18 protein-coding genes are annotated in these 26,843 nt (G+C 43.2%); 11 read left to right on the top strand and 7 right to left on the bottom strand.

Features of this window, described 5'->3' with window-relative positions; genetic code table 11:
* Positions 1-6 precede the first annotated feature (6 nt).
* From BUB08_RS15215 to BUB08_RS20100, 6 genes are all read left to right on the top strand, one after another.
* Positions 7-1,797, top strand: a complete 1,791-nt coding sequence (locus BUB08_RS15215; RefSeq protein WP_073002754.1) for a RagB/SusD family nutrient uptake outer membrane protein — start codon at positions 7-9, stop codon at positions 1,795-1,797.
* 264 nt (positions 1,798-2,061) lie between these two features.
* Positions 2,062-3,390, top strand: coding sequence for a TolB family protein (locus BUB08_RS15220; RefSeq protein WP_139249738.1), 1,329 nt, complete (start codon positions 2,062-2,064; stop codon positions 3,388-3,390).
* Positions 3,391-3,470: 80 nt separating this feature from the next.
* Positions 3,471-4,868, top strand: a complete 1,398-nt coding sequence (locus BUB08_RS15225; RefSeq protein ID WP_083570796.1) for a sulfatase-like hydrolase/transferase — start codon at positions 3,471-3,473, stop codon at positions 4,866-4,868.
* Positions 4,869-5,000: 132 nt separating this feature from the next.
* Complete coding sequence (locus BUB08_RS15230) at positions 5,001-6,326, top strand: TolB family protein (RefSeq protein ID WP_139249739.1); 1,326 nt, start codon at positions 5,001-5,003, stop codon at positions 6,324-6,326.
* 21 nt (positions 6,327-6,347) lie between these two features.
* Positions 6,348-7,736 carry a sulfatase family protein gene (locus BUB08_RS15235; RefSeq protein ID WP_217651631.1) on the top strand — a complete coding sequence of 463 codons (1,389 nt, stop codon included), beginning with the start codon at positions 6,348-6,350 and terminating at the stop codon, positions 7,734-7,736.
* 33 nt (positions 7,737-7,769) lie between these two features.
* On the top strand, positions 7,770-9,983 hold the full coding sequence (locus BUB08_RS20100) for a sulfatase-like hydrolase/transferase (RefSeq protein WP_083570797.1): 2,214 nt from the start codon (positions 7,770-7,772) through the stop codon (positions 9,981-9,983).
* A 248-nt stretch (positions 9,984-10,231) separates the two neighbouring features.
* On the opposite strand, the gene asnB is transcribed toward BUB08_RS20100, so the two are convergent.
* Positions 10,232-11,980 carry an asparagine synthase B gene (gene asnB, locus BUB08_RS15250; protein WP_317041215.1) on the bottom strand — a complete coding sequence of 583 codons (1,749 nt, stop codon included), beginning with the start codon at positions 11,978-11,980 and terminating at the stop codon, positions 10,232-10,234.
* A gap of 314 nt (positions 11,981-12,294) precedes the next feature.
* Between asnB and BUB08_RS15255 the strand changes: the two genes are divergently transcribed.
* Positions 12,295-12,687 carry a DUF302 domain-containing protein gene (locus tag BUB08_RS15255; RefSeq protein WP_073002833.1) on the top strand — a complete coding sequence of 131 codons (393 nt, stop codon included), beginning with the start codon at positions 12,295-12,297 and terminating at the stop codon, positions 12,685-12,687.
* Between the two features lie 71 nt (positions 12,688-12,758).
* On the opposite strand, the gene BUB08_RS15260 is transcribed toward BUB08_RS15255, so the two are convergent.
* The gene (locus tag BUB08_RS15260) at positions 12,759-14,030 is read right to left on the bottom strand and encodes an outer membrane protein assembly factor BamB family protein (protein WP_073002757.1); all 1,272 of its coding nucleotides are present in this window, start codon (positions 14,028-14,030) and stop codon (positions 12,759-12,761) included.
* Between the two features lie 274 nt (positions 14,031-14,304).
* On the opposite strand from BUB08_RS15260, the gene BUB08_RS15265 reads away from it, so the two are divergent.
* Positions 14,305-15,432: a hypothetical protein gene (locus BUB08_RS15265; RefSeq protein WP_073002758.1), complete on the top strand. Its 1,128-nt coding sequence runs from the start codon at positions 14,305-14,307 to the stop codon at positions 15,430-15,432.
* Positions 15,433-15,779: 347 nt separating this feature from the next.
* Positions 15,780-17,567, top strand: a complete 1,788-nt coding sequence (locus tag BUB08_RS15275) for an AMP-dependent synthetase/ligase (protein ID WP_245820211.1) — start codon at positions 15,780-15,782, stop codon at positions 17,565-17,567.
* Positions 17,568-17,655: 88 nt separating this feature from the next.
* Here the strand turns inward: BUB08_RS15275 and BUB08_RS15280 are convergent, their stop codons facing one another.
* Both BUB08_RS15280 and BUB08_RS15285 read right to left on the bottom strand, forming a co-directional pair.
* Positions 17,656-17,847: a hypothetical protein gene (locus BUB08_RS15280; RefSeq protein ID WP_139249740.1), complete on the bottom strand. Its 192-nt coding sequence runs from the start codon at positions 17,845-17,847 to the stop codon at positions 17,656-17,658.
* A 179-nt stretch (positions 17,848-18,026) separates the two neighbouring features.
* A complete protein-coding gene (locus BUB08_RS15285) occupies positions 18,027-18,893 on the bottom strand; it encodes a ChaN family lipoprotein (RefSeq protein ID WP_073002761.1) in 867 nt (288 codons plus the stop codon).
* Positions 18,894-19,234: 341 nt separating this feature from the next.
* On the opposite strand from BUB08_RS15285, the gene BUB08_RS15290 reads away from it, so the two are divergent.
* Positions 19,235-19,987 (top strand): lysophospholipid acyltransferase family protein, encoded by a 753-nt coding sequence (locus BUB08_RS15290; RefSeq protein ID WP_073002762.1) that lies wholly within the window; start codon positions 19,235-19,237, stop codon positions 19,985-19,987.
* On the opposite strand, the gene BUB08_RS15295 is transcribed toward BUB08_RS15290, so the two are convergent.
* Genes BUB08_RS15295 through BUB08_RS15305 form a run of 3 tightly spaced genes read right to left on the bottom strand, consistent with a single transcriptional unit; the run spans position 19,973 to position 23,300 of the window.
* Positions 19,973-21,340 (bottom strand): APC family permease, encoded by a 1,368-nt coding sequence (locus tag BUB08_RS15295; RefSeq protein ID WP_073002763.1) that lies wholly within the window; start codon positions 21,338-21,340, stop codon positions 19,973-19,975. The two genes, BUB08_RS15290 and BUB08_RS15295, sit on opposite strands and share 15 nt — an antisense overlap.
* Complete coding sequence (locus BUB08_RS15300; RefSeq protein ID WP_073002764.1) at positions 21,337-21,990, bottom strand: O-methyltransferase; 654 nt, start codon at positions 21,988-21,990, stop codon at positions 21,337-21,339. The genes BUB08_RS15295 and BUB08_RS15300 overlap by 4 nt, the downstream gene beginning before the upstream one ends.
* A gap of 44 nt (positions 21,991-22,034) precedes the next feature.
* A complete protein-coding gene (locus tag BUB08_RS15305; RefSeq protein ID WP_083570798.1) occupies positions 22,035-23,300 on the bottom strand; it encodes a serine hydrolase domain-containing protein in 1,266 nt (421 codons plus the stop codon).
* A 410-nt stretch (positions 23,301-23,710) separates the two neighbouring features.
* Here BUB08_RS15305 and ccsB point away from each other — a divergent pair, with 410 nt between their 5' ends.
* The gene (gene ccsB, locus BUB08_RS15310) at positions 23,711-26,779 is read left to right on the top strand and encodes a c-type cytochrome biogenesis protein CcsB (RefSeq protein ID WP_073002835.1); all 3,069 of its coding nucleotides are present in this window, start codon (positions 23,711-23,713) and stop codon (positions 26,777-26,779) included.
* Positions 26,780-26,843: the final 64 nt, after the last annotated feature.

Genomic DNA, 26,843 nt, shown 5'->3' on the forward strand with positions numbered 1-26,843 from the left:
TCAACTATGAAAATCATAAAAAACTATTTATTAGTACTAATAATATTGGTGACTGCATCATGTTCTGAAGATTACCTGGAGACAAAACCACTCTCTTTTTATGCTCCGGAAAACGTGTACACCAATGCCGAGGGATTCAATTCATTGTTGATTACAATGAAAAAAGATTTTGCAATTGTTGGGTACGATCAGTTTTGTATCATGGCCGACCAAAATGCATATTCAGATTTGTGTGTTCCTGCTTCGTACAATAACCTTACAATAAGGGATTTGGTGAATAGTTTGACTCCTGCTGTAACCACCGGAGACACGCGGTTTCAGTTTCATAATCGGTTATTCGATCAGGCATACTATGCTGTTAGAAATCCCAATGTGCTAATATCGAGGATTGACGATGTGGAGTGGAAAAATGAACAGGAAAAGAATTTTTTCCTGGCCTCGGCTTATTTCTACAGGGCTTATTGGTACTACTTTTTAATTAACACTTACGGAGATGTGCCGTTTATAGGAGAGGAACTTACAGGACCAAAACTCGACTTTTATACGCATTCCCGCTGGACTATTTTGAATAAAATACAAGCGGACATGGAGTTTGCAGTGCAGTGGCTTCCTGTAAATGCCAACCCGGGGGAAATAACAAGGGGGGCTGCCAACCATCTGTTAACAAAAATTTATTTGGCCAACACTGAGTTTGACAAGGCAATTGCATCTGCAACAGCGGTTATCGACGGGCCCTACGCATTGATGAGGGATCGGTTTGGTTCGTATAAAAACGATTTGGGGCGTAACGTGTTTTGGGATTTACATCGGGTTGAAAACATTAATGCACCTGAGAATACGGAAACAATATGTAGTTTGATTGACCGGTTTGAAGCACCGGAAAATGCCCAGAATGTTGGAATACAATCAGGTGTGTATAGAGGCAATACGCTGCCGCGTACGTACAACTGCCAGTGGTGGCATGCCACTACGCTCGACAGCCAAGGGAAGAACGGAACAATTGGCAGTGGCGCTCAGTATGATACGCTTTTTAGAGGTGCTGCAACAGCCCGCCCGTCTGTTTATTATCTGTATGAAATATGGGATCATGAGCGTGACTTAAGAAGAGCCGATCTCAATTGGGTAGACCCACATGAGATTATGTACAATCGTACTACCTCGGTTGACTACGGAAAGCCGCTGAATCCTAATTATTTTGCCAGTGTAATAGATTCTTTTTCCAACATATACGCGATTCCTCACTATAAAACTTTTATACCCGAGCAAAATCCGCCGGGAGATGCATTCGGTGGCTCCGGCGATACCTACATTTTTCGGTTGGCGGGAACATATTTGTTGCGCGCCGAAGCCTATTTCTGGAAGGGACAACTGGATTTAGCCGCTGCCGACCTGAATATGGTTAGGCAAAGGGCCGGTACTTTGCCAATTAGCGGCAGCCAGGTGACTATTGATGAAATATTCGACGAACGTGCGCGGGAGCTTTTCACTGAAGAACCACGCTTTGCGGAGTTGACAAGAGTATCGTTTATAATGGCCAAACAAAACATTGGTGGTTATAGTCTGAATAATTTTCATCAGAGTAATTATTTCTATGACAGGTCGATAAGTACGAACGTATTTTGGCGGACAAATTTCCAGGCGCGTTTTTCCGGAGAGCCGTTTCGAATCGCTCCGTACAATGTGCTCTGGCCAATTCCTGAAACAGTTATCACAGCAAATACAAAAGGGGTAATTAATCAAAATGTCGGTTATTCAGGAACCGAAAACAACGTGCCCCCTCTTGAAGTAATTGAATAATTTTTTACGCCGTGCAGTTTGTTCCCGGGCTGCATGGCAAAATTTGTATCTAATGTCAATCAATAAGGTAATCTGAATTAAGCATAGTGAAAACTACCACTTGCGGGTTTCAGAAGTTGCCGTTGAACTTTTAAAATGTAAACGAATGAAACGAATATGAATTTTCTTCATTCAAAATCCACAAAATGAAATGATTAAAATTTGTGTGAGTTGCTGAGTGTCTTTGGTTATTTTGAACATTCAGAAATTAAAAATTTTATACAGATGAAAAGAAGAGATTTTTTAAGGACGTCTGCCGGTTTTGTTGCCGTTGCTGCTGCCCCGGGTGTCTTTTTGGTTCAGTGCAAGTCAAGCCCTGCAGTAAAAATAAAATTCAGAGATTATCAAAAAGATACCAGTCTTGGTAAAGTGAAAATAGTAACTCCCGACGACGGGTTTTATCTCAATACCTTTTATGATATTTGCCCGTTTAGTCCAAGCCAGAAACTCCTTGCTGTAAATAAGTTGCCTTACCAGGGAAAAACGGCGGAATATGGAGACTTGTGCGATATCTGCATTGTTGATCTGGAGAACGAAACAATCGAAACGGTTTATTCTACAAAAGGGTGGGGGTACCAGTTGGGAGCCAACCTGAACTGGGGAATAACTGATCGCTATTTATATACCAACGACATAATTGACAACGATGCGGTTTGTGTTCGGATAGATTTGGACACCAAAGAAGTAAAGGCATTTGCCGGGCCAATGTATCATATTGCACCCGACGAAAGCGCCGTTGCCGGATTTCCGCTGGATTTGATTAATGGCTATCAGGACGGAGAGTCTGCGCAAATGGGATACGGAGTGCCAATTTACAAGCTGTTGGAAGAGCTAAAGGGAGCGCCGTCGACAGAGGGGCTGTGGAGAACCGATTTGAAAACAAATGAGAAAACGCTTTTGGTGAGTTTGAAAGCGGCTTACGAAGCAATTGATAATCCGTATTATGCCGATGCCAATTGTTATTTTTTCCATACAAAATACAATAAGCAGGGCACGCGAATGTTGCAGGTGTTCAGAGGGGTGTTCCCGGGCTCATCGCGGTATCATCCTACACTGCTGACTTTTAATCCCGACGGGTCGGATATCGGGGTGGCTGTAACTCAGCAACAGTGGGCAAGAAGGGGAAATCATCCCAATTGGCATCCCGACGGGAAACGCATTGTGATGAACCTGACACCAACCTGGCTGGGTGAGGAGCAAATGCGGTTTTGCATTTTTGACTATTCGGGAGACAATTTTAAACTGCTGTCTAAAAAACACTTTGGAAGTGGGCATCCTAGTGTTACGCCCGATACATCATACCTCATTTCTGATTATTACGTAGGCGAATACAAAAAACTGGGGTACGATGGTTCTCCAATTCGGTTAATTGACCTTAATACCGATGAGGAGCAGGCAATCTGCACTGTTTTTACCGACCTCGATATTGATGCCAGTACATTCAGGGTTGATCCGCATCCTGCATGGAGTCGCGACTACAAAAAGGTGTGCTTCAATGGTGCGCCAAACGGCATAAGGCAGGTGTTTGTGGCAGATCTGGAAGGTGTAATTTAATAGTTTCGGGGGTTGCACTTTGAGGCTGCCCCCGTTTTTAAGAGTTAGTCGTAGTGTTCAATTGGTTCAATACATTTGTTATGAAATATTGTGCGCTTATATTTTTCTTCCTTTTTATTGTTCGTATCCAGGCACAGGACCAACCTAATGTTGTGCTGATTCTTGCAGATGATTTAGGTTATGGCGATGTTGGCTGTTACGGAAGCAGGGATATAAAAACACCAAATATCGACCGGCTGGCAACCGAAGGCGTGCGGTTTTCAAATTTTTACTCTAACGGTCCGGAGTGCTCACCAACCCGGGCTGCATTGTTGTCGGGGCTTTATCAGCAACGAATTGGCGGGTTGGAATGTGCAATAGGAGCGGGCAATATCGGGCGGTACGACGAAGCTGCCTGGTTGGTCGATAAGAAGGAACTCGGGCTTCCCCGCGAATATTGTGTGCTTCCGCGCGAGTTGAAAAAGGCCGGGTACAATACAGCAATAATTGGCAAGTGGCACCTTGGATACGAAGAAAAGTTCAGGCCGCATAATCAGTTTTTTGACTATTCATTCGGGACTTTCGGAATAGGCGGCGAATATTTCTATCATGTTGAGCGAGGCCCCATAAATCTGGATGATTCGACATTTACCGGAATTCATACGCTGATGAAAAACGGGAAAGAAACTTTTCGGGACGGGTATTACAGTACGCACTTATTTACCGATGAAGCGCGTGCGTGGCTCAATCAGCAAAACAACAAAACACCGTTTTTTCTGTATCTTCCGTATACCGCACCACATACTCCTTTTCAGGGACCAAACGATTTTTCTGAAAAACCTTTTACAAACGAGGAATGGGGAACAAGAAACAAGAGCCGGAAGACCTACGCTGAAATGGTTGAGGAGATGGATAAAGGCATAGGTCAGGTTCTTGACGTGCTTGAAAGAAAAGGACTGGCAAAAAACACCATCGTTATTTTTTTTAGCGACAATGGCGGAACAAAAATGTCTGACAACGGTGTTTTTAGCGGATATAAAGGGCAGGTTTACGAAGGAGGAATTCGCGTACCGTGTATCATCAAATGGCCAAGTATGATTCCGGAAAACTCAGCGTCGGATCAGGCTTCAATCAGTTTTGATTTAACGTTGTCGATCATAGCCCGGGCGGGCGCTGACATTTCTTCTCTGGATCTGGATGGTTATGATATTTTATCTCATGTGATTGACTACAAAACTGATTTTGACCGGACTCTTTTTTGGAGAAAAAAGCGGGAAGAGTCGGTGGTAAAAGCGGTTCGCGACGGAAGCATGAAACTGGTTGTTGAGTATGAAAGTGATGTGCTGAAAAATAAAAAATTGTACAATTTAAAAACGGATCCCTGTGAATCGGCTGACTTGGCAGAAGCAAATCCGCAAATGGCGAAAAAGCTGTTTGAAAAACTGTCCGGATGGGAAAAAGAGGTTCAGTCAGAACGATTATCGGAGATGAAAAAATAGTTAGTGAAATAGTGAAACGAACATGAATTTTCTTCATTTAAAATTCACAAAAAGAAATGGTTGAAATTTATGTGAGTTCCTGAATGTCTTCAAATTTTTAGAACATTCAGAAATCAAAAAAAATTAATGCAGATGAAACGAAGGGATTTTATTACCACTTCTGCCGGGTTTATGGCATTTGTTGCTGCGCCCGGAGTATTCTCGGTGGATTATCAAAGTGATTCGCCCAAAAGAACAAAATTCAGAGATTACCGGAAAAATAAAAGCTTGGGAAAGGTGCAAATAGTAACGCCCGATGACGGGTTTTATCTGCATACGTTTTACGATGTTTGTCCTTTTAGCCCGAGTCAGAAATTGCTTGCGGTAAATAAAATTCCTTTTCAGGGAAAGGCAGTAAAATACGGCGATCTCTGCGATGTTTGCATCGTTGATTTAGAGAATGAGACAATCGAAAAAGTGTATTCCACAAAGGGATGGGGATACCAGCTGGGGGCTAATCTTAACTGGGGAAAAACAGACAGGTATTTATACACCAATGATATAATTGGAGACGATGCGGTGTGCGTGAGAATCGATTTGGAAACTAAAGAAATAAAAGCTTTTGCCGGGCCAATGTATCATATTGCGCCCGACGAAAGTGCCGTGGTTGGTTTCCCGCTGGACATGATTAATGCCACGCAGATGGGATATGGCGTTCCGGCGTTTCGCAAATGTGACGGAACAGTGGGGTCGCCTGCCGATCAAGGCCTTTGGAGAACCGACCTTAAAACCAATAAGAAAACATTGTTGGTTAGTATTCAGGATGTTTATCAAAAGGCGAAAGACAAAGAGTTTCTGAATGATGGAAACGGCTATCTGTTTCACTCTAAATTTAACCCGCAGGGCACGAGAATTCTTCAGGTTGTGCGCTACCTGTTTCCAGAGAATAGTGCAAAAGAAGGCCGAAATCCGATGTTGTATGCGTTCAATTCCGATGGCTCAGATGTCCATCAGGCTATTACGCGGGTGCAGTGGTCGCTCCGTGGAAACCATCCCAATTGGCACCCCGACGGAGAGCGGATTGTTATGAATCTTACCCCGGCCTGGCTGGGCGACAACGAGATGCGATTTTGTATTTTCCATCATACGGGAAAGGATTTCCGCATTCTTTCGAAGAAGTTCCTGGGCAGCGGGCATCCCAGCCTCACTCCCGACTCTTCTTATCTTTTGTCTGATTACTATGCAAAAGAGTACAAAAAGCTTGGTTTAACCGAGTCTCCCATTCGTTTGATAGATCTTAACACCGAGAAGGAAGAATCGATTTGTTCTGTTTTTACCGATTTGGATGTTGAGAGCAATACATTTCGGATTGACCCGCATCCGGCGTGGAGCCGCGACTTTAAAAAAGTTTGCTTCAACGGTGCTCCAAACGGGGTGAGGCAGGTGTTTGTGGCTGATTTATCAAATGTTTTGGGCTGAAAATAATTCAATAATTCTGATATGTTTGGGAAAACGATTTTGGTTTTTTTGTTAATCGGTTTGATGTGCGAGCCGGTTTTTGCTGCCGACAAAAAGGAGCAGTTGCCTAATATTCTGGTGTTTGTTGCAGACGACTGTACATACAGAGATTTGGGGTGTTACGGAAGCACCGACTCAAAAACGCCGACAATAGATAGTTTTGCAAAAGAGGGAGTGCTGTTTACAAAGTGTTTTCAGGCTGTGGCCATGTGTTCACCTACCCGCAGTAATTTGTACACCGGAATTTACCCTGTTAAAAGCGGTGCATATCCAAACCATACTTTTGTAAAAGAAGGGGTGAAAAGCATTGTACAGCATCTGGCTCCGCAAGGTTACCGAACGGCTTTGCTTGGGAAAAAACATGTAAATCCGCCTTCTGCTTTTCCTTTTGAGTTTTTGGGCGATCCGGGCGATGAGCTGGATTTTGATCCAATGGATAATTTTTTGAATGAGGCAGGCGCAAACGAAAATCCTTTTTGCCTTTTTGTCTGTTCTCATCAACCTCATACTCCGTATAATCAGGGAGACCCTTCGTTGTTTAGTGCCGGTGAAATTCAGCTTCCTCCTTATTTTGTAGATACTGAGGTAACGCGCGATGAATTTGTAAAATACCTGGCAGAAGTCAATTACATGGATTCAGAGTTTCGGACTTGCCTGGACTTGCTCGACAAATACAAGCTTTCTGAAAATACATTGGTAATATTTACCAGCGAGCAGGGAAACAGTTTTCCTTTTGCAAAGTGGACTTGCTATGGCAGCGGTTTGCAATCTGCTTTTGTGGCAAGGTGGCCCGGAAAAATCAAAGCCGGTGCAGAAACCGATGCTATGATTGAGTATGTAGATGTTGTTCCTACTTTAATTGAAGTGTCTGGTCAGCACGTTCCCGGTTTTCTGGATGGAAAAAGTTTTCTTCCTGTACTCACCGGCGAAAAGGATTCGCACAAAGAATATGTTTTTGGTATTCAGACAACCAGAGGCATTAAATTAGGCTCTGATTATTATGGAATCAGAACCATTCGCTCTGAACGTTTTCGTTATGTCTTAAACCTGACGCCGGAAGCAACTTTTCAGAATAACGTAATAGCTGATGACAATAAGAACAGAGTTTTCAAATCGTGGTTAACCAAAGGAGCGGTTGATGCCGGCGCCAGGGAATTGGCGTATAAATATCAGCATCGCCCGGCTGAAGAACTGTATTTGCTGGATGTAGATCCTTTCGAAATGAATAATGTTGCTGATGATGAAAAATATGCGGATGTGAAGAAGGACTTGCGCGAAAGACTTTTACACTGGATGGAGGAGCAGGGCGACAAAGGTCAGCAAACAGAGCTGGAGGCTCCGGATCACCAGTGGCGAAATTACAGAGAATAAAAAAACGGGTTTGCTAACAGTAATTCTAATAAAATGAAGACAATAATCAGACTTTTTGGATGCGGACTAATTCTGGCAATTTTTTCCATGTTTTCCAACGAAAGCACTGCCCGCGAAAAACCGGGTAATCCCAATATAATAATTATATATGCCGATGATTTGGGGTATGGCGATTTGAGTACCTACGGGGGGACAATCCCAAGCCCGGGCATTCAGCGTATTGCTGACGCCGGTATTATGTTCACCGATTTTTACGTCAGTGCTCCGGTATGTACTCCTTCGCGGTATGGATTGCTTACAAGTCGATATCCACAGCGGTCGCTGCATAACTTAACCGGCGCTTTAATGCCCGGAGATGAGGGCCACATTGACAAGACAACAAAAATACTTCCGCAGTATCTTAAAGATTTTGGCTATTCCACCGCACTTTTTGGTAAGTGGCATCTGGGAAACAGCAAACCGGAGTATTTGCCGTGTTATTACGGGTTTGATAAATTTGTGGGACACACGCACGGCTGTATCGACTTTTTTACTCATGTTTATGGAAGCTTGGGGCACGACTGGTATGAGGATTGCCAACCGTTGTACGAAGGAGGGTATGCCACCGATTTGATAACAAAACATGCCATAGATTACCTTTCGTCATTGGACGGGCAGTCTCCGTATTTTGTTTACATGTCGTATAACGCACCACATTACGGAAAATCCGATCCTGCAAATTTGCCGGCAAACACAGTTGTGCTTCAGGAGGGCGAGCGGCAGGGGGTGAACTACGCAAATACTCTTCAGGCGCCGGAGAATTATATTGAGCGTTTTGCCGGCGTTGAAGATATTTATCGCAGGTATTACTCCGCAATGGTTTCCAATCTGGATGACAACATTGCAAAGCTGCTGGACTACCTGGAGAAATCGAACCAGCTCGATAATACAATCGTGTGGTTTATTTCTGATAACGGCGGTTATTCCGAAACGAATTTCAAACATGCCAGCAACGGTGTGCTGAAAGGGCAGAAAGCCAGCTTAAACGAAGGGGGCATCAGAATTCCTTCGGCGCTTTGCTGGGGGAAGAACATTAAACCGGGGCAGGTTATTTCTCAGCCGGCTGCTAATATCGATGTTTTGCCCACTTTTCTGGAACTCATAAAACCGGAACGTGCGGAGAAGGTGAATCTTGCCGATGGCGTTTCGTTGGTTCCGTTAATTCTCGGGAATAAATCAATTGACCGGGATTTGTTTTGGAAATATCGTGGAAACAAGGCTTACCGGCAAGGAGACTGGAAATTGCTCGACGATAAGTTATTCAATCTTTCCGACGATATTTCAGAGGAAAATGATTTATCAAAAGTCAGGCCCGACATCTACAAAGAGTTGAATGAAAAGTGGGAGAAAAAGGAAAAAGAGATTGAACAAACCAGGCAGAAAACGCAGGAGAAAGTGACTTGTGCAGAAGGAAAAAATAAACAGTTGTTTCCTGAAATGCCCGGAATGGTTTCTTACACCTATCGAAACAGTTTTAGCAAAAGCATCGCATTAACGCTTGACACTTTGCAGGAACTGGGAATTAAAGACATGGAATTTTCCAACCTGTTTGGCGAAACAGCACTGGCTATCAGAAAGATGCTCGACGAGCGGGGAATGTTTTGTTCGTCTTTTGGAGTAAGTTACAACGACCTCGTTACCAAAACCGAAGAGGTCGGGAATAACGCAAAAGCTCTGGGCGCCAAATATGTGAGAGTGGCGTCAATCCCGCATAACCAGCCTTTTACCCTGGAGTTGGCTCAAAAAGCTGTGGAGGATTTTAACAAGACAGGTAAATTATTGAAGGAAAAGTTTGGCCTTACTTTTTGCTACCACAATCATGGGTTTGAGTTTTATCCGTACAACGGAGGTACTCTTTTTGATTACATGGTTGAGCAAACCAACCCCGATTATGTGAGTTTCGAAATAGATATTTTATGGACTTTTTTGCCGGGGCAGGATCCTGCTGCGCTTATTAATAAGTATGGCGACAGGTTTAAGCTTATGCACCTGAAAGACCTGAAAAAAGGAGTAGAACGCGGATCGTTATCAGGGAAGACAGATAAAGAAAATGACGTGGCACTTGGTTCCGGGCAGTTAGACATCCCTGCAATTTTAAAAGCTGCAAAAAAAGCCGGAATCAAGCATTATTACATAGAAGATGAAAGTTCTTCGTACAGTAAGCAGGTGCCGGAAACCATCAGGTATTTGAATAGCTTGAAATACTGATTTTTGTACCTGACAGAACTGTTGTCAAACGAAAAGGTCGTTGCTAATGGGAATAGTCTTTTGGTAAAAAAGAGAGGGTTGTGTTCCAATCTCAACGGAAAAGGATAATCTTTCCGGAGTTGAACTATGATTTTAAGATTTAAAAATGGGTTTTGGGGCACCCGTCAATTTTTAGGCCCGGTCGAAAGCTGATGTTTCGAACGGGCCTGTTTTTCTTTGGAAAGTTTAGTAAAATTATCGCGTAAGCATTAACTCTTTTTTATGTCTTCGAAAACTGCTCCTTTCTCGTGAACAGTGTTTACGGCTCTTCCCGAGGGATCTGCATTGCCCTGGAATGAGGCGTCCCATGCAAGTGCTTCTCCGGTGCTGCATGCAATAGATGGCACTGAAGGAACGCAGGCCGCTGCCTGGTCCGACGGAAAATGCTCACTGTAGATAGTCCGGTACATGTATTCCTCTTTGTTCATTGGCGTATTTACCGGGAACCGGTATTTTGCATTTTCCATCATTTCATCGGTTACCTGCTCTTTGGCAATTTGTTTCAGGGTGTCAATCCAGCCGTAACCAACTCCGTCAGAAAACTGTTCTTTTTGCCGCCATGCCACACTTTCGGGCAGGTATTTTTCGAACCCTTTTCTCAGGCACCATTTTTCCATGCGCCCGTTTTTTGCCATCTTTTCTTCGGGATTAAAACGCATGGCAACATCAATAAATTCTTTGTCGAGAAACGGAACACGCCCTTCTACACCCCAGGCAGCAAGTGATTTGTTGGCTCGAAGGCAGTCGTATAAATGCAGGCGGCTTACTTTTCTTACGCTCTCTTTGTGGAACTCTTCGGCATTGGGTGCTTTGTGAAAATAGAGATATCCTCCAAAAATTTCATCTGCGCCTTCTCCGGTCAGTACCATTTTTATTCCCATCGATTTAATAACGCGCGACATCATGTACATGGGAGTGGAGGCGCGCACCGTGGTTACATCGTAAGTTTCGATGTGATAAATAACATCGCGGATTGCGTCCAGCCCTTCCTGTATGGTGTAATGAATTTCGTGATGAATGGTGCCGATGTGATCAGCCACTTTTCGTGCCGCAGCCAGGTCAGGTGAACCTTCCAGGCCAATGACAAACGAATGTAACTGCGGCCACCATGCCTCTTTCTGGTCGTTATCTTCAATGCGCTTCGGTGCGAACTTTTTGGCCAGTGCCGATGTAATGGACGAGTCTAGCCCGCCGGAAAGAAGCACCCCGTATGGCACGTCTGACATTAATTGGCGATGGACTGCTTTCTCCAAAGCTTCAGACAATTCTTCTATGTCGGCAGGATTGTTTCTTACATTTTCGTAGTCCGTCCAGTCGCGCTCGTACCAGCGTTTCATTTCGCCGTCTTTGCTGTAAAGGTAGTGTCCGGGGGGAAATTCCTGAATTTTTTTGCAGTAGCCTTCCAGCGCTTTCAGCTCAGACGCAACGTAATAGTTTCCAAATTGATCCCATCCCTGGTATAAAGGAATAATTCCGATGTGGTCGCGGGCGATTAAATACGCATCTTCTTCTTCATCGTAGAGTCCGAAGGCAAAAATGCCGTTCATTTCATCCAGAAATTTTTCTTTCTTTTCCCTGTAAAGTGCCAGGATTACTTCACAATCTGACCCGGTCTGAAAATCGTATTTGTTTTCAAAACGTTTTCTGATTTCACGATGATTATATATTTCGCCGTTTACGCCGAGGATTAATTTCTGGTCCTTGCTGTACAAAGGTTGTCCTCCTGATTCAGGGTCAACAATAGAAAGCCGCTCGTGCGCAATAATGGCTTTTTCTCCGCAATAAATTCCCGACCAGTCGGGTCCCCGGTGTCGCAATTTTTTTGACATTTCTAAAACCTGCGGTCGTAATTGTTGACCGCCTTCTTTTAGATCAAATACACAAACAATTCCACACATATTTCGTTTTTTTTTTTCGTTTATACTGTTGTTGAAGGTCAAAAATATACATTCTGACATGAAATCAAAATAAAGTGTGACTTATTTCTTTAAATATTTCTTTTTGCTTTACATTTTGTAATTAAATATAATATTTTAAAATCATAAATTTTAAATTTACCCCCTCTGTTTTGAATGAGTTGTAGGAAAAAATAATATAAATTAACGTGATGCCCCTTGTTTTGGTTTCGGTTTGGCCGGAAAAATATAGAAATAGGTCGTCGGGCTATATCGTTTTTATTTTTTTGAATTTGCTGCGAATGTCCGCCAGAAATGTTGAACGAAACGCGGGTATATTTGTTAGTAATCCCACTAATAATTTAAAAACAAAAGATATGAGCTATTATTTTAATACAATATTGGGCGACAGGAATTTTGACGATGTGGTGGAAGATGTGAAGGCCGGGCTGGCAGTAGAAGGATTTGGTGTTCCGGCAGAAGTGGATATGCAGAAAACCTTCAAAATTAAGCTGGATATCAATTTTCGAAAATACCGAATTTTGGGAGCCTGCAATCCTGAATATGCATTAAAGGGTGTTGAAAGTGAAAAGAACCTTGGCGTGCTGCTGCCATGCAGTGTGGTGGTGCAGGAGAACGAAGACGGCAGAGTAGAAGTTGCTGCAGTCAACCCCAAAGCATCAATGAACTTCGTTGATGATCCGGTGGTTCAGGAAGTCGCTTCGGAAATTGCCCTGCGGCTGGAGCGGGTAATCAAAAACCTCGGGTAACTGTAATAAGAGCTTTGTTTTGCCGAGGTGTTTTGTAAAAAGATGGAATTGCTGAAGAACAGGGATTTCTTTTATTCTATCAGATAAAGGTTTTTGTCTGTTCGGAGTAACATCTTCCCCCGGAGAAATGCAGGGACAGCTTTTACTGTTTCGCCGATGCTGTTTTCTGCAACCAGGTTAAAAGAATTGCCCGGTTTAATAATGGTGCACTCTCCTTTTACGTTAAAGAAGTAGATATTTCCTCCGGCATAAACAGGCGATGAATTGAAATTCCCCTTTAGTTTTTCTTTCCATACCGGGGTGCCGGTTGCGGCATCGAGGCAGGTAACGGTGCCGCGGTCGTGCACCATGTACATTTTGTCGTCAACAATAACCGGCGTCGGAATTTGCGGAACCTCGTCCTCATACATCCACTTAACATGTGTTTTGGTTACATCTCCTTTTCCGGTTGGGTCAATTGCGTATTGCCGTGTAAAATTGGGGATATTATCCAGAAAAATCCATCCAGAGTTGACGAACACCATTCCGTTCCAGAAAAGCGGCTGACTCACTGTTGAGTCGTACCCGTATTCAATGGTCCAAACTACTTCTCCGGTATTTACATCGTGGGCAAAACACATGAAAGAAGCATTGCTAATCATCAGTTCCCTGCCATCCACTTCAATAATAATAGGAGTTTGGTACGACTTTCGGTAAACCGGTTCTATGGGATCATAAATTGCTTTCGGGCGCATACTTTTCCAGATTGTCTCTCCGGTTTTTTTGTTGAGGGCAACGACATACGGATTTTCGGTTCCTTCCAAATGAACAATCAACATATTTTTGTGTAAAACGAGCGAAGAAGCGGGCCCCTGCATGTGCTCGCATTTAAGATCCTCGCGTTTCCAGACCACTTCAAACGTTTCGGTGTTGATGCAGGCAGTGCCAAAACTTCCGTAGTGTACATACACCAATCCTTTTTCGATGCAGGGAGTTGGGGTGGCGTAGGAGTTGGTGCCGTGAATTCGTTGCGGTTCGGTACTCGTAAAAATCGTTTTCTCGTTGAGCAGTTTTCCCGATTCAAAATCGTAGCAAACGGTGTAAAACTCTTTCCCGTCGTCAGTGGCAGAAGTGAGCCATATTTGGTTATCGTAAACTACCGGCGACGACCAGCCTTTTCCTTTTACCGGAGTTTTCCATACAATGTTGGAGTTTTCACCCCACTGAAGCGGAGCTTTTTCTGTTTCTGCATTCGCGTCCATTCGCGAGCCTCTGAAATGGGTCCAGTTTTGTGCAGATACAAAATTTATGTTCATTATAAAAGATAGAAGTACCAGGGAATAGAAGTTGGTTGTAGCCGGCATAATTGATGGTTTTTGGTTTGTTCTGAAAATATTTCTGTTATTGGTTTACGAAGCTAAAAATAAGATTTATTTTTAAGCCCGGATAAAACAAACCGGGAAATAAAAACGAACACAAAACGAAGGATTCCATCTGTTTTCTGTATTGTATAAGTAATGGCAGGCAATGTTAGTGGGTGTTCCCCGCTCTGAGGTATGAACCGAAACTCCTTATGCTGCCTGCACTGCTCATGCAATTTGTGGTTAACGGTATTAACAAAACAAGATCTATATAGCAATGAAACATGTATTATTCGTACTTTCAGCATTCCTGTTTTTTGGGGGGTGCAAAAATCAAGACTATCTGAACGTCAACTACATTAAGAATCAAAAAGAGTACACGGAAAAGATAAAATTGGATTTTATCTCGAAGAACGGCGATATAATCTCACCCTACATTGATTCTGTTAAATTTGGTTACCTGGATTCATTGTCCTTTCCCGATAATAATCCTGATAATCAACAATCAAACATTACGTACAAACCACTGGACTTCAACAAAAAAATAGAGCCTTGTAGTCCCGAGTACTACGCAGCTTATACCATTTACAACATTCAGAAAGATTTGGATTACTACAATCGGCTGTTTGACAATAAAATTGATTTCAATTCGCAAAAAGAGTATCGGAATATTGCTATTGTTTTTGGAAATACTCCGCTTCTGTCGCAGCCAAAAATTTTCTGTTTCAAAGAAAACTCGAAACCCGAGCCTTCGCTATTTTATCATGAAATGGGGCACAGGGCATTTTGGTATTTGCAGGATGACCTTGGCGTAAAATTTGGCGGACTAACAATTATCCACATGGGGCTTTTGGAGTACTTCAATATTTCGTTAAACAATTCTCCCATCGAAGTGGATGAAGATCCCAATCATCCAGGCCTTTTTATGAGAGATGCCAGTCGTATGTACAAATATCCGTTGGACAGCACTTATACGCTTCGATACACGTTTGAAAGGTTGAAAAAGGCGTACAAAGAAGAATTAAAAGATCCTGACAGCGATATTTCGAAGTATCTGGCTGCTTGCTATTCCAGCTACGACGATTATATTTTGGATAATATTTATGACAATCATTACGGCGGAATGGTTCTTGCCAGCACGTTGTGGCGCATCCGTGAGAATTTAGGGCAGGAAAAAACAGACAACTTAGTAGCAAAAACTATTTTGGAATTGAACCAATTTATGGAGATGCGGGAAACGTATTACAACGGAGATTTGAATTCACTGTCAAAAAACATCGATTGGCATGATGTCTATTACGGACTTATCCGGAAAGACAAAGAATTGTACGAAGGGCATGATGTCAATATTATTGAAAACGAGTTTAAAAAGACCGGTTACCCAGCTCATGAAATTGTGATTTGAGATTCTGTCGCTTCAGGTCATTGCGCGGTGTTGTAGATTCCGGAATTGAGAATGTAGCTTCTGTTTTGACTTTTTTGCACATATTTTAGCAGATTTTTGCTGAAAAGTGGTTTCCTGATTTTTGTGAAAAAGAGAGCAAAATTGACTTTCGGGAAGCTTTTAAGTTCTGAATTTTTGGAATGCTTCATTCTTTTAGTCGAATTGTTGATTCGTAAGTTTTTGAAGATAAGTGTTTTGTGTTTGTTTGGAACGAGTCTAAATAATCTAAACATCCTCATTTTCACTTGTTTCTGAATTTGGTGACAACCCAAAACCTGTATATTTGGCCGTTTTATAAATTTTTAGAAATGGCAATTGAAGTTACCCGTACTTTTGATATTCTCGAAAAGCAAGTAAAAGAGTTCCCGCGAAAAGATGCGCTGGGAGGTAAGAAAAACGGTGATTGGTACACCTATTCTTCCGACGAATATTATGAAAAGTCGCATCAGTTTGCGCTGGGATTGATGGCCTTGGGATTTAAAAAAGGGGAAAAAATTGCCACGGTTACTGCCAATCGTCCCGAGTGGAATTTTGCTGACATGGGAATGGCAATGGTCGGGTTGGTGCATGTACCCATTTACCCTACCATTGGAGAAGATGAGTACAAATACATTCTGGAACATTCCGAAGCACGGGTTCTTATTGCCGGCGACGCCAAACTCTACGAAAAGCTTATGCCAATTGTGGAAATGTCATCAGCAATTCAGGATGTTTATACTTTTGAAGAGGTTGAGGGAGCCAAAAGTTACGAAGAGATTCTTGCTCTTGGGAAATCTCGGAAAGCAGAACTGGAAGGTAGTTTGGAAGAACTAAAACGTTCCATTCAGCCCGATGATTTGGCCACAATTATATATACGTCGGGAACAACTGGTGTTCCCAAGGGAGTAATGTTGTCCCAGCACAATCTGGTTTCCAATTTTGTGTCTCACTCGCAAATGCATAATCTGGGAAAAGAACACCGCGTTATTAGCTTTTTGCCTCTGTGCCATGTGTACGAGCGCAGTGTGAATTACCATTTTCAGTATAAGGGAATGGGAGTATATTATGTAGGTAATTTGTCGCAAATTGTGTCGGCCATAAAAGAGGTAAAACCACACATGTTCAACTCTGTGCCACGGTTGCTGGAGAAAGTTTACGATGGTTTTGTTTCCAAAGGCAAGGAGCTTTCGGGAATTAAGAAAGGTATTTATTTCTGGGCGTTAGGGCTGGCCAGGCATTTTGAGTTCAATAAAAAATACGGCCCATTTTTGACGCTGAAAATCAAAATTGCAGATAAGCTGATTTATTCGAAATGGCGCGCTGCTTTGGGTGGAAATATAGTTTATATTGTATCGGGCGGAGCTGCTTTGCAGCCGCGTATTGCACGGGTTTTGGGAATGGCCGGGATGTACAACCTCGAAGGGTACGGGCTTACCGAAACATCGCCGGTAATCGCGGTTAATAATCCTGCAAAAAAAGAATTGAAAGTTGGAACCGTGGGCCCGATACTCGATGGTTTTGAAGTGAAGATTGCCCCGGACGGAGAAATTTTGTGCAAGGGACCCGGTGTGATGATGGGCTATTACAAAGCGCCCGAATTTACTGCTGAAGTAATCGACAAAGACGGTTGGTTTCATACCGGCGATATTGGCATTATGGATGAGGGGAGATTTTTGAAAATAACTGATCGCAAAAAAGAAATTTTCAAACTTTCAGGGGGGAAATATATTGCGCCCCAGATGATCGAAAATAAGCTAAAGTCATCGCATCTGATTGAACAAGCCATGGTGATTGGCGCCAACGAAAAGTTTGCCAGTGCGCTGATTTCTCCGAATTTTTCTTTGCTGCACGATTGGTGTACCGAGTACAAAATTCATTTCCGCGACAATCAGGAATTGATACAGATTCCGGAAGTGGTTGATAAAATTCAGTCGGAAGTACGCAAAATCAATAAAACATTGGGCTCACATGAACAAATCAGCCGCATTCGCCTGGTTTGCGAAGAGTGGACTCCTGCGTCCGGGGAGCTGTCGCCAACATTGAAACTCCGGCGGAATGTAGTTGCTCAAAAATACCAGCAGCTTATTAACGATATTTACTCGGTTGGAAACAATTAACAGAGTCCGGTTTCTGTTAGCATGACGATTGTGTGGTGAACCCGGCGCAATAGCTTTTTTGTGCCGAAACGCAATTGCTTCTTTTCAATTACCTGTGCTTGTTTTTGGCTTTATTGTACGCGAATTTTAGACCACTGGTAATTAGAATAAAACCAATTCCAACAATTAGTTTGTATTCCTGCAACGGATTGCCCGGAATAACATTCGTCAGTGCAATTATCAATAAGAGCAGGCTGAAAACCCAAATAAAAACAATGATAATCAGAGCCGTGTTTTTCATTCTGTTTAGTTGCTGTTGTTCTCTACTTGCAAGATTTTTATAGCCTTCCTGCGAGTTTAGTCGCAAAAACGGCAGGTTCTAAAATAATACTTTTGAAGTGAATATTTCGATTTTTAGGCTTTTTCTGAGCGAGTATTTTGAATTGTTTGGCATGGGTTTCAAAAAATGAAAAGTTGCGCTCAATACGTTGTGGTCATGTTTTCGTGTATGCAAATTGTATAATCGGCTTTGCCCGCATTTTCTTCCGCAAGCTCAGAAACGTCTTCCTGCGAAACTGTGGTGATGGTAACGATATTCAAATTCGGATTATGCTGTTTTAGATACCAGTAAATACTTTCAAAATTATCTGAGTGGTACGCCCCGTTGTAATGGATTAGCAATTTCCCCGGCATCCGGTTTTTTAGTATGAAATGCGCCATGGTGGCGTCTTTAATGGCTTGCGCCTTTGGAAAGTTTTCGTTCACATGGGCTCCCATTCCTTCCATCTGCATCATGCTTTTGTAGCAGTTCAGCTCCGGATTGTAAAGAACAGGAAGCGGCGGAAGAAAACTTTTTGCTTCTTCTGAAAGCTCTTCAAGCCCCTCAAAACCACGTGAGTTGACCAGCGATGCGTATCGTCGCGGAACATTGGAAGCAACAAAGCGGAGGTTGTTTCCGCGTGCAAACTCAACAAGTGGTTTGTAATCGGTTGAGTAGTTCCTCCACAAACGCGCTTCGTCTTCAAAGCGTGTTCTGGAAATGAGGCCGGCAAAGTATTCGTCCAGAATGACTTGGTTATCGCTTTCGAACATTTCAGCACCAAGAACCAGGTTTGTGTCTTTTAGCGCGAACAAATCCCGGGTTAATTCAAGTTGCAGCCAGTGTGCAACGGGGTTGTTGTGCAACTCGCCAAACAACACAATGTCGGCATCCTGAATTTTTTTTATCATTTTCCCGTATTTTATTTTTTTGCTTTCTTTTGAAAAAAGCATCCAGGCAGGTTTGCCGGGTTTGAATCCTGAAAATACGAAAAAGAGAAGCAGTAGTACAATCGGCGTTTTTTTCATTTTAATGCTTGTTGATATGCATGTAGAACAAAAACTTCGGCTTTCAGTTTAAAAGTGCCTCTCTGTTAAAACTGTTTCGTTTTAGCCTGACAACTGTCCGCCGGTGTTTTTATTGCTGTTGACTGTCGCGAATTAGCACTTTTTAAAGCATTTAACATCAGTAAGTTTTAATTAACAAAACTTCAGGAGCATTAAGTCGGGTTAACATATTTTCGGTGTATGTTTGAAATGTGATTTAAAGCGAATTACATGAAGAGTAGTCTCAGTTAAACAATTTCAGAAAATGCAATTTTAAGAGGATTCCTGTAAAACGGGAGTCCTTTTTTTGTGATATTTGCACCATGAAAACTGTACAAGCTATTTTGCTTTTTCCCCTGGCATTGTTTCGGTTGCTGTTTGTTGCAGCGGCTTCTTTTTATGTGGTGCTGGTTGGTTCAGTCTGGTTAATGTTGTTTGGCTTTAGCCGGAAATTGCAGAACTGGTCGATGCGCACCTGGGGAAGAAGTATTCTTTTTGTTTGTGGTGTCAAAATTAAGCGGAATGATATTCCGGATACCGACAACTTTATTCTGATGCCCAACCACCGCGGATATCTCGATATTTTTATTGTTGCGGCGAATACTCCTGCTGCGTTTGTGGCAAAGGCAGAGTTGAAAAAATGGCCGTTTTTGAAAGGCGGGGGCAGAATTTCTCACACCATTTTTGTGTCCCGTTCCGAGCTGAGAAGCGCCATTGCAACTATGGGAAAAATAAAAGCTTCGGTAAGCAAAGGAATTCCGGTGGCTCTTTTCCCGGAAGGCACTTCGTTCAAAGGACCGTTAACCAGACCTTTCAAAAAAGGAAGTTTTAAAATTGCCGCAGATACCGGAATTCCTGTTATTCCCATGGCTATTCATTTTAAAGATGAGGATGACGCCTGGGTTGGAAACGATACATTTATCGGCCATTTTTTCAGACAGATGGGGAAACCGGTTACATTTGTTACAATCAGGTACGGAACGCCGCTTGTAAACAATGACTATAAAACTCTTCAGCAAGAAACACGGGAGCAAATTGATGGCATGCTGACCGAAATAATTTCAGGAATTAACTGATTTCTCTTTTTTTCTTTTGAACCAGTAAAAGACCGGAATTCCGGATAGCGCCGTAAGAATTGCGATGGTCGATTCCCAGGGGCGCTCGCAGAAAGCAAGTACCAGGATGGCCAAGTTAACCACGATAAAAAACAGTGGTGCAATCGGGTATCCCGGCAGTTTTAGTTTGGCTTGCCCACTCATTCGTAATTTGAAAACACCCAGAACCGCCAGAATCGGAAAAATTCCCAGGGAAAAACCCATGTAAGCCATTATCTCTTCAAATGTTCCGGATAGCACCATGGTTATGGCAATGGCGCTTTGCAGCAACAGCGCATTCTGTGGAACTTTGAACCGCGGATGAACCGCCGAAACCCACTTGAAGAAAAGCCCGTCGCGCGCCATTTTATAGTAAACGCGCGGCCCCAGAATAATGAATGCGCTGAGAGAGGAAAACAGCGCGAACGAGATAAGCAGCGAAATGATGGTCCCCGCAAAATCGCCGAAGGCAAGATTTACGGCAACTCCTCCAATTTCGGGTTCTCCGGCCATTTGTTCAGGCGGAACAGCATACACAAAAAAGAGGTTGAGTAAAAAGTAGAGAAGTGCAACAACGCCCGTTGAAATAAGCAACGATTGTGGAATTACTTTCGACGGGTTTTTTATTTCTGACCCGATGTATGTTGAAGAATTCCAGCCACTGTACGCAAACATGATAAACATAAGCGACAGTCCAATGGATTTCCAACCAGCAAAATCAAACCTGAAATCCACGTTGGATTGCGGTTGCAGGTGCTGAAAATTGCCTTTTCCTATTGTAAGCCCTGCAAACACAAGGCCGGCAACCAGCACTACTTTTAATAGGGTTAATCCGTTTTGTACTCCGGCTCCGAACGCCATGCCGCGGGCGTGTAATAACGAAAACAAGAGAATTGCAAAAATGGCAAGCAGCCGGCTAAACATTTCAGAGCTCATAATTTCGTCGAACAAAAACCACGACTGAAAATCGGGGAAAGCCCAAATGAGATATTTGCTAAATCCGATGGCTGAAGCGGCAATTGGAGCAGAAAACCCCACAATGAGAGAAAGCCAGCCGCTTAAAAAACCAAGCAGCGGATGAAAAAGTTTGGAGATAAATGTGTACTCGCCGCCGGCTTCGGGGAATGCAGCTCCCAGTTCGCCAAATGCAAGTGCGCCACACAAGGCAATAATTCCTCCAATCAGCCAGAGTGCCAGCATGATAATCGGGTTGCCCAAAAAATCCATTAAATAACCGGTTGTGGTAAAAATACCAGCACCAATTATGTTGGCGACAACAATATTGGTTACCGGGAATAACCCCAGTTTCCGTTCCAGGTTATCCTGAGGGTTCAATTTTTCTTTGTGTTATCGGCTTTTTTTAAACTGATTGAAATGCCCGATCTGGAGCCGCGGGCAAAAGTAGTTTCGTAGTTTTTCAGGCTTTCTACATACTCGAGGAAGTCGCCGACTCCCGGAACCCGCATGGCTGTGTTGTGTGCGGCAAAGCAACCGCCCACTTTCAGTTTGGGATCCATATCAATAAAATAGTTTTTGTACCAGAATTTGTCGGCATCGCTAAAAACGAAGTCATATTTTCCGGGCAATTGTGGCACCAGCTCGTGGGCGTCGGCCAGTCGTGCATCGATGTATTTGTGCACCCCGGCTTTTTTGAAATTCGCTTTGGCCTGAACGTAGCGTTCTTTATCTATTTCGATTGTAATCAGTTTTCCTCCGGTTTTGCTTAGTGCCCAGGCAATCCAGATAGCCGAATGGCCTGTTGACGTTCCTATTTCAACTGCTTGCGTGTATTTGTTTTCAATAATTAAATCGTACAGAATTTTTCCGTCGGAAAGCGGCACGTTCATGTCGCGCCAGTTGTTTGCATTTTCTTCGAGGAAAGCTTTTACTTTTCGGTCAAGGCTGTTTTCCTCTTTTGGAAATTGAGCCTGTGTGGAGGAACAACTGAAAGCAAGGATCAGAATTACCCATAAATGTAACTTCATAAGATCTTTTTTGCGTTGGACGACCTAAAGATAAAAAAAATGGGTCAACTTCCCTGAATATTCAGGCCTTCTTCTTGTGTGGTTTCGGTGTTGGCCAGAATAGCTTTTTCCTGTTCGTAATTGAAAAGCTTGTTCAGAAATTCGGGTACGCTTTGCGATGCTACGCTGTTGGGCGAATTGGTGAGGTAAACAATGCCGATGTTTTCTTGTTGGCACACAGCGATTTCGGCTTTGTAGCCATGCACATATCCTCCGTGGTATGCTACTTTGCGATCTTTGTAATTTACAAGTCGCCAGCCCAATCCATATCTTTTTGTGCCTACTTTATCCCAGTATCTGAAATACCCGCGGCTGAGCGGAGAAACCACCTGCGGAGTGAAAATGGTTTTTTCTGCATCTTCTTTTAACAACGGCTTGTTTTCGTCCAGCAACGCCAGCAGAAAATGAGCCATGTCTGAAATGCTGGCATTTACCCCGGCTGCAGGAGCCGTGTTGTAATAACGGTCGTTTAACGGAAGTGATTTGTGTGAGCCGTTTCCCCAGTGCGGGTAAGCTTTATTATCGCTGTTTTTGAAACTTTCGAAATCGGTTGAGGCGTCGCCCATTCCTGCCGGCTCAAACAGTTTTTCTTTTACCAGTTGACTGTAGTTTTTCGAAGTTTTTACAGAAAGTATTGTATCCAACAGACTGAACATTACATTTTGGTACCCATACAATTCGCCCGGTTTGGCTGAAATGCCGGCAGTTTTTAACCGCTCGTAAATGGTGTGAAAAGGAACGTGCGCTTCAACTAAATCGTCGTATGCGTGAGGAACCAGTCCCGATGTGTGGCTTAACAGATTTCTGATGGTCAGATTATTGGTGCTTTCCGGATTGTTTAAAAGAAAGCCCGGAAGTGATTCTTTTACGTGCTCGTCAAAATCAATAATATGTTCCTGCGCCAAAATTCCGGAAAGAACTCCTGTTACCGTTTTCGAAACCGAAGCCAGCCTGAAAATCGTATGTTTATCAACCGGTTCGTCGCTTTCTGCTTTCCGTTTCCCAAAACATTTCATAAAGGCAATCTGATCTTTGTAAGTAATGGCCACGGCAGCGCCAATTGTTCCCGATGCTTCAATTTCCGAAGTAATCCATTTGTCGTATTCTTCAAACAAACCCTGCATCTCTTTTAGCTCAATTTCTGCCTGGGTTGGCTGAAGTTCGGGTACTTCACACAAGCTGTCAGGTGATGATGAAATACGTTGGTTTGTGGTGGTAAGGAGTATGAAAAATAGAAATATTAATATTGTGAAAAATCGCTGCTGTTTCATCCAATTCGTTCCTTTTTTAGAGAGAGCCAAACGCCGTTTGATTTAATTGTGCCGAATTTAAAACATTCATAGAAAAAATCAATGCCTGAATTAAATTAATTTTGAAACCTGTGGTGTTAATAACGCCGGAAATCGGTAGCAAAATTGTTTTTTATTTTTCATTTTAAGACGAATACGAACCTTTAAACAACAATTGTGTTGAATGTTGCTGAATGAAATCAGGCTTGAAGGCGATAAAAAAGTGGATTGTGGAGTAGAAAATTATTTGCTCCTGTTTTTGTTTTCAACTGGTATATTTGAGACGTTTAAACAGTTGTTGTGATAAAATACTTTTTCCTCTCTTTTTTGTTTGCTTCTTTTGTTATATGGGCAAAATCAGCTATTTTCAACGCCGTAAAAGAAAAATAGAAATGAAAAAAGTATACTCGTTTTTAACCTCCTTGCCGTTTATGGCATTTTTATTTTTAGCCCTTGCTTTTTCCATGGCAATTGCCACATTTGTGGAGAGCAGCTACGGCACGCCGGCTGCCCGCTCGCTTATTTATAACACTGGTTGGTTTGAAGCGTTGTGGGCGTTATTTGCCCTCAACTTGTTTAACAATCTGTTTAAATATCGGTTGCTGACGAAGAGGCGGTTTACTATCGGGCTGTTTCATGTCGCTTTTTTGGTGATGTTGCTTGGTGCTGCCATTACACGTTGGTTGAGTTACGAGGGGTCGATGCACATTCGGGAAAACGACAGTTCTAACACCATTCTTTCTTCTGATGCTACTTTTTTTGCCGGTGTTGGCAATCAGAATAAAGAAAAGACAGTGCGTTTTTCGGAGATAACTCCCCGCCAGTTTTCGGCGAAGTTTGATGTTGGCGGGCAAAAAGTTGAGGTGAAAACAATAGGTTACTTTTCTCATTCCGAAAGAAAAGCTATTCCTTCCGAATCGGGTGAATCCGTTATTGATTTAGTGTTTGCGGCTCCTGACCGCCAGGGCATGCAGTCTTTTACATTTCGGCGTGGAGATGTATTGGAATATCCCGGTCTGGTCGCCGGATTTGAAGCCCGGAGAGAAACGCCCATACGTTTTTTCATGCGGGATGGAGAACTGAAAATGATTGCTGATTATCCGGTGGAAGAAACAACCATGGCAACTCAGGAAACGGTTACTTTTGCGCCCGGAGATACCATCGATGTAAAGAAGATGTTTTTGTATGGTGTGAATAATTTCCGGTTGTTGGTACGTGACTTTCTTCCCAGCGCCACTTTTACCGCAGTGAGAAGCGCGCAGGAAACCAATGAACAGGCTGTTCTGGTGGAGGTGTCCGATGGAGTTAGAAAACAAACTATTCCGGTTTTCGGGCATTCGGGAATGAGAGCCGATACCGTTGAAGTTCCGTTGAGTAACACTGTTCTGAAGCTTGCCTACGGGGCAAAAATCATCCATCTGCCTTTCCGGCTTTTTCTGAAAGATTTTCAGTTGGAGCGTTATCCCGGTTCCGAGTCGCCGTCATCGTATGCATCCGAAGTGGTGTTGATAGACGACGCCGAAGGAGTTAAACGGGACGTGCGTATTTTTATGAATAATACTCTGTTGTACAAAGGATATAAGTTTTTTCAGTCTTCGTACGATCAGGACGAGCTGGGAACTGTGCTTTCTGTGAACTACGATTTGTGGGGAACCTGGATTTCCTACATCAGTTATATATTGCTGGGGCTGGGTTTTGCGCTGTCTTTGTTAAATAAGAATTCTTATTTCCGGTTTCTTGCCCAGCGACTTAAACAAACTTCTGCCAAAACAATTGCGGTGGTTGTATTGTCAACCGGTTTTGCGTTTAGTGCTTCAGCTCAAATTGGTGGTGGTACCAATATCCCTCCAATTGATCCGCAGCTGTCTGACGCTTTTAGTAAACTTTGGGTGCAGGGCGCCGACGGCCGCATTGAGCCGCTGAGTACGTTAAACAGCGAAATCGTGCGGAAATTGAGCCGCAAGTCGTCGCTTTACGGAAAATCGGCGGATGAAGTGGTTTTGAGCATGATGGCTTATCCTGAAATTTGGCAGACCCTGCCGTTTGTACGGGTAGGCGACAAAGCGCTGTCGGCAGAGCTGGGCATTTCGGGCAAAACTATTGCCGTTCAGCAGATGTTCGACGCCCAGGGAAATTACAGGATTGCAGAGCAGGTGCGCGCTGCTTTCAGTAAACCTGCGGCAATGCGTAATCAGCTTGAGAAAGAGTACATTTACCTTGACGAGCGGGTGAGTATTTGTTTTATGGTATTCAGAGGAACATTGTTCAATATTTTTCCCAGGGAAAGGATTGAAGACTCGTGGTACTCGCCGGGAGAAAATGCATTGGAATATTCGGGGGGAGATTCAATTTTCATAAAAAGCGGAGTCAATCTGCTGGTTCAGTCCATTCAGAACGGAAATAGCACCGAGGCCCTGGATGTGCTGAGTGCAGTGAGCAATTTCCAACTGAAATATGGTGGCGATTTACTTCCGGGGCAAGCCAAAAAGAGTGCGGAAATTCTGTACAACAAGGTGAATCCGTTCGAGCGGATTTTTCCCTTCTATTTACTGTTCGGATTTTTTCTGCTGGTTGTGCTTATTGCTAATATTTTCAGGCTGAAACCATTGCCAGTTGCACTGAAGAAGACCTTCTTTTTCGCCATTTTATTTCTTTTTGTGGTGCATACTGCCGGAATTATTTTACGGTGGTATATCTCGGGGCGGGCACCCTGGAGCAACGGTTACGAAAGCGTGATCTATGTGGCCTGGGCAGCAATGTTGGCCGGTGTTTTATTCGGCCGCAAATATCCGCTGGTTGTGGGAACCGCCGCTTTTCTGACTGGTATTTCGCTGTTTGTGGCACACCTCAGTTGGATGAATCCTGAAATTACTCCGCTGGTGCCGGTGCTGAAATCGTACTGGTTAACAATACATGTTTCCATTATTACGGCCAGTTACGGGTTTTTCGGGCTGAGCGCTTTTCTCGGGATTCTGGTGCTTGTGCTAATTGTAATTCGCCGCACTTCCAACGAAGGAAAAGTGAACCAGTTTATCGAACAACTGACTACCATTAATGAAATGTCCATTACTGTGGGACTTTATTTTCTGACTATCGGCACTTTTCTGGGAGGTGTTTGGGCCAACGAGAGCTGGGGACGTTATTGGGGCTGGGATCCGAAAGAAACCTGGGCGCTTATAACCGTTATGATTTATTCGTTTATTGCACACATGCGGCTTATCCCGTCGTTAAAAGGTATCTATAATTATAACATCGCTTCGGTTTTCGGATTTGCCTCGGTGTTGATGACGTACTTTGGCGTAAATTATTACCTGGCCGGGTTGCATTCGTACGGAAAAGGCGTGGCAGGTGGCATGAATCCGGCTGTTCCGGTTAGTCTGCTCCTTTTAGCTGGTTTAATGATTTGGGCCTACCTGAAAGATCTGAAGTACGAAAAGCAAAAAGAGGAACGCAATTCCTGAACGTTTTTGTAGAGAATGGCTCTGAATCGGCAGTCTGTGCCGGGGTAAATTTCATTCTGTGATA

Origin of the sequence: Mariniphaga anaerophila (genome assembly GCF_900129025.1) — a bacterium.
In the GTDB taxonomy this organism is placed as follows: Bacteria; Bacteroidota; Bacteroidia; order Bacteroidales; family Prolixibacteraceae; genus Mariniphaga; species Mariniphaga anaerophila.

Coding starts and splice junctions, on each gene's coding strand:
- BUB08_RS15215 (WP_073002754.1), top strand. CDS start 7: ATGAAAATCATAAAAAACTATTTATTAGTACTAATAATATTGGTGACT.
- BUB08_RS15220 (WP_139249738.1), top strand. CDS start 2,062: ATGAAAAGAAGAGATTTTTTAAGGACGTCTGCCGGTTTTGTTGCCGTT.
- BUB08_RS15225 (WP_083570796.1), top strand. CDS start 3,471: ATGAAATATTGTGCGCTTATATTTTTCTTCCTTTTTATTGTTCGTATC.
- BUB08_RS15230 (WP_139249739.1), top strand. CDS start 5,001: ATGAAACGAAGGGATTTTATTACCACTTCTGCCGGGTTTATGGCATTT.
- BUB08_RS15235 (WP_217651631.1), top strand. CDS start 6,348: ATGTTTGGGAAAACGATTTTGGTTTTTTTGTTAATCGGTTTGATGTGC.
- BUB08_RS20100 (WP_083570797.1), top strand. CDS start 7,770: ATGAAGACAATAATCAGACTTTTTGGATGCGGACTAATTCTGGCAATT.
- asnB (WP_317041215.1), bottom strand. CDS start 11,980: ATGTCAGAATGTATATTTTTGACCTTCAACAACAGTATAAACGAAAAA.
- BUB08_RS15255 (WP_073002833.1), top strand. CDS start 12,295: ATGAGCTATTATTTTAATACAATATTGGGCGACAGGAATTTTGACGAT.
- BUB08_RS15260 (WP_073002757.1), bottom strand. CDS start 14,030: ATGCCGGCTACAACCAACTTCTATTCCCTGGTACTTCTATCTTTTATA.
- BUB08_RS15265 (WP_073002758.1), top strand. CDS start 14,305: ATGAAACATGTATTATTCGTACTTTCAGCATTCCTGTTTTTTGGGGGG.
- BUB08_RS15275 (WP_245820211.1), top strand. CDS start 15,780: ATGGCAATTGAAGTTACCCGTACTTTTGATATTCTCGAAAAGCAAGTA.
- BUB08_RS15280 (WP_139249740.1), bottom strand. CDS start 17,847: ATGAAAAACACGGCTCTGATTATCATTGTTTTTATTTGGGTTTTCAGC.
- BUB08_RS15285 (WP_073002761.1), bottom strand. CDS start 18,893: ATGAAAAAAACGCCGATTGTACTACTGCTTCTCTTTTTCGTATTTTCA.
- BUB08_RS15290 (WP_073002762.1), top strand. CDS start 19,235: ATGAAAACTGTACAAGCTATTTTGCTTTTTCCCCTGGCATTGTTTCGG.
- BUB08_RS15300 (WP_073002764.1), bottom strand. CDS start 21,990: ATGAAGTTACATTTATGGGTAATTCTGATCCTTGCTTTCAGTTGTTCC.
- BUB08_RS15305 (WP_083570798.1), bottom strand. CDS start 23,300: ATGAAACAGCAGCGATTTTTCACAATATTAATATTTCTATTTTTCATA.
- ccsB (WP_073002835.1), top strand. CDS start 23,711: ATGAAAAAAGTATACTCGTTTTTAACCTCCTTGCCGTTTATGGCATTT.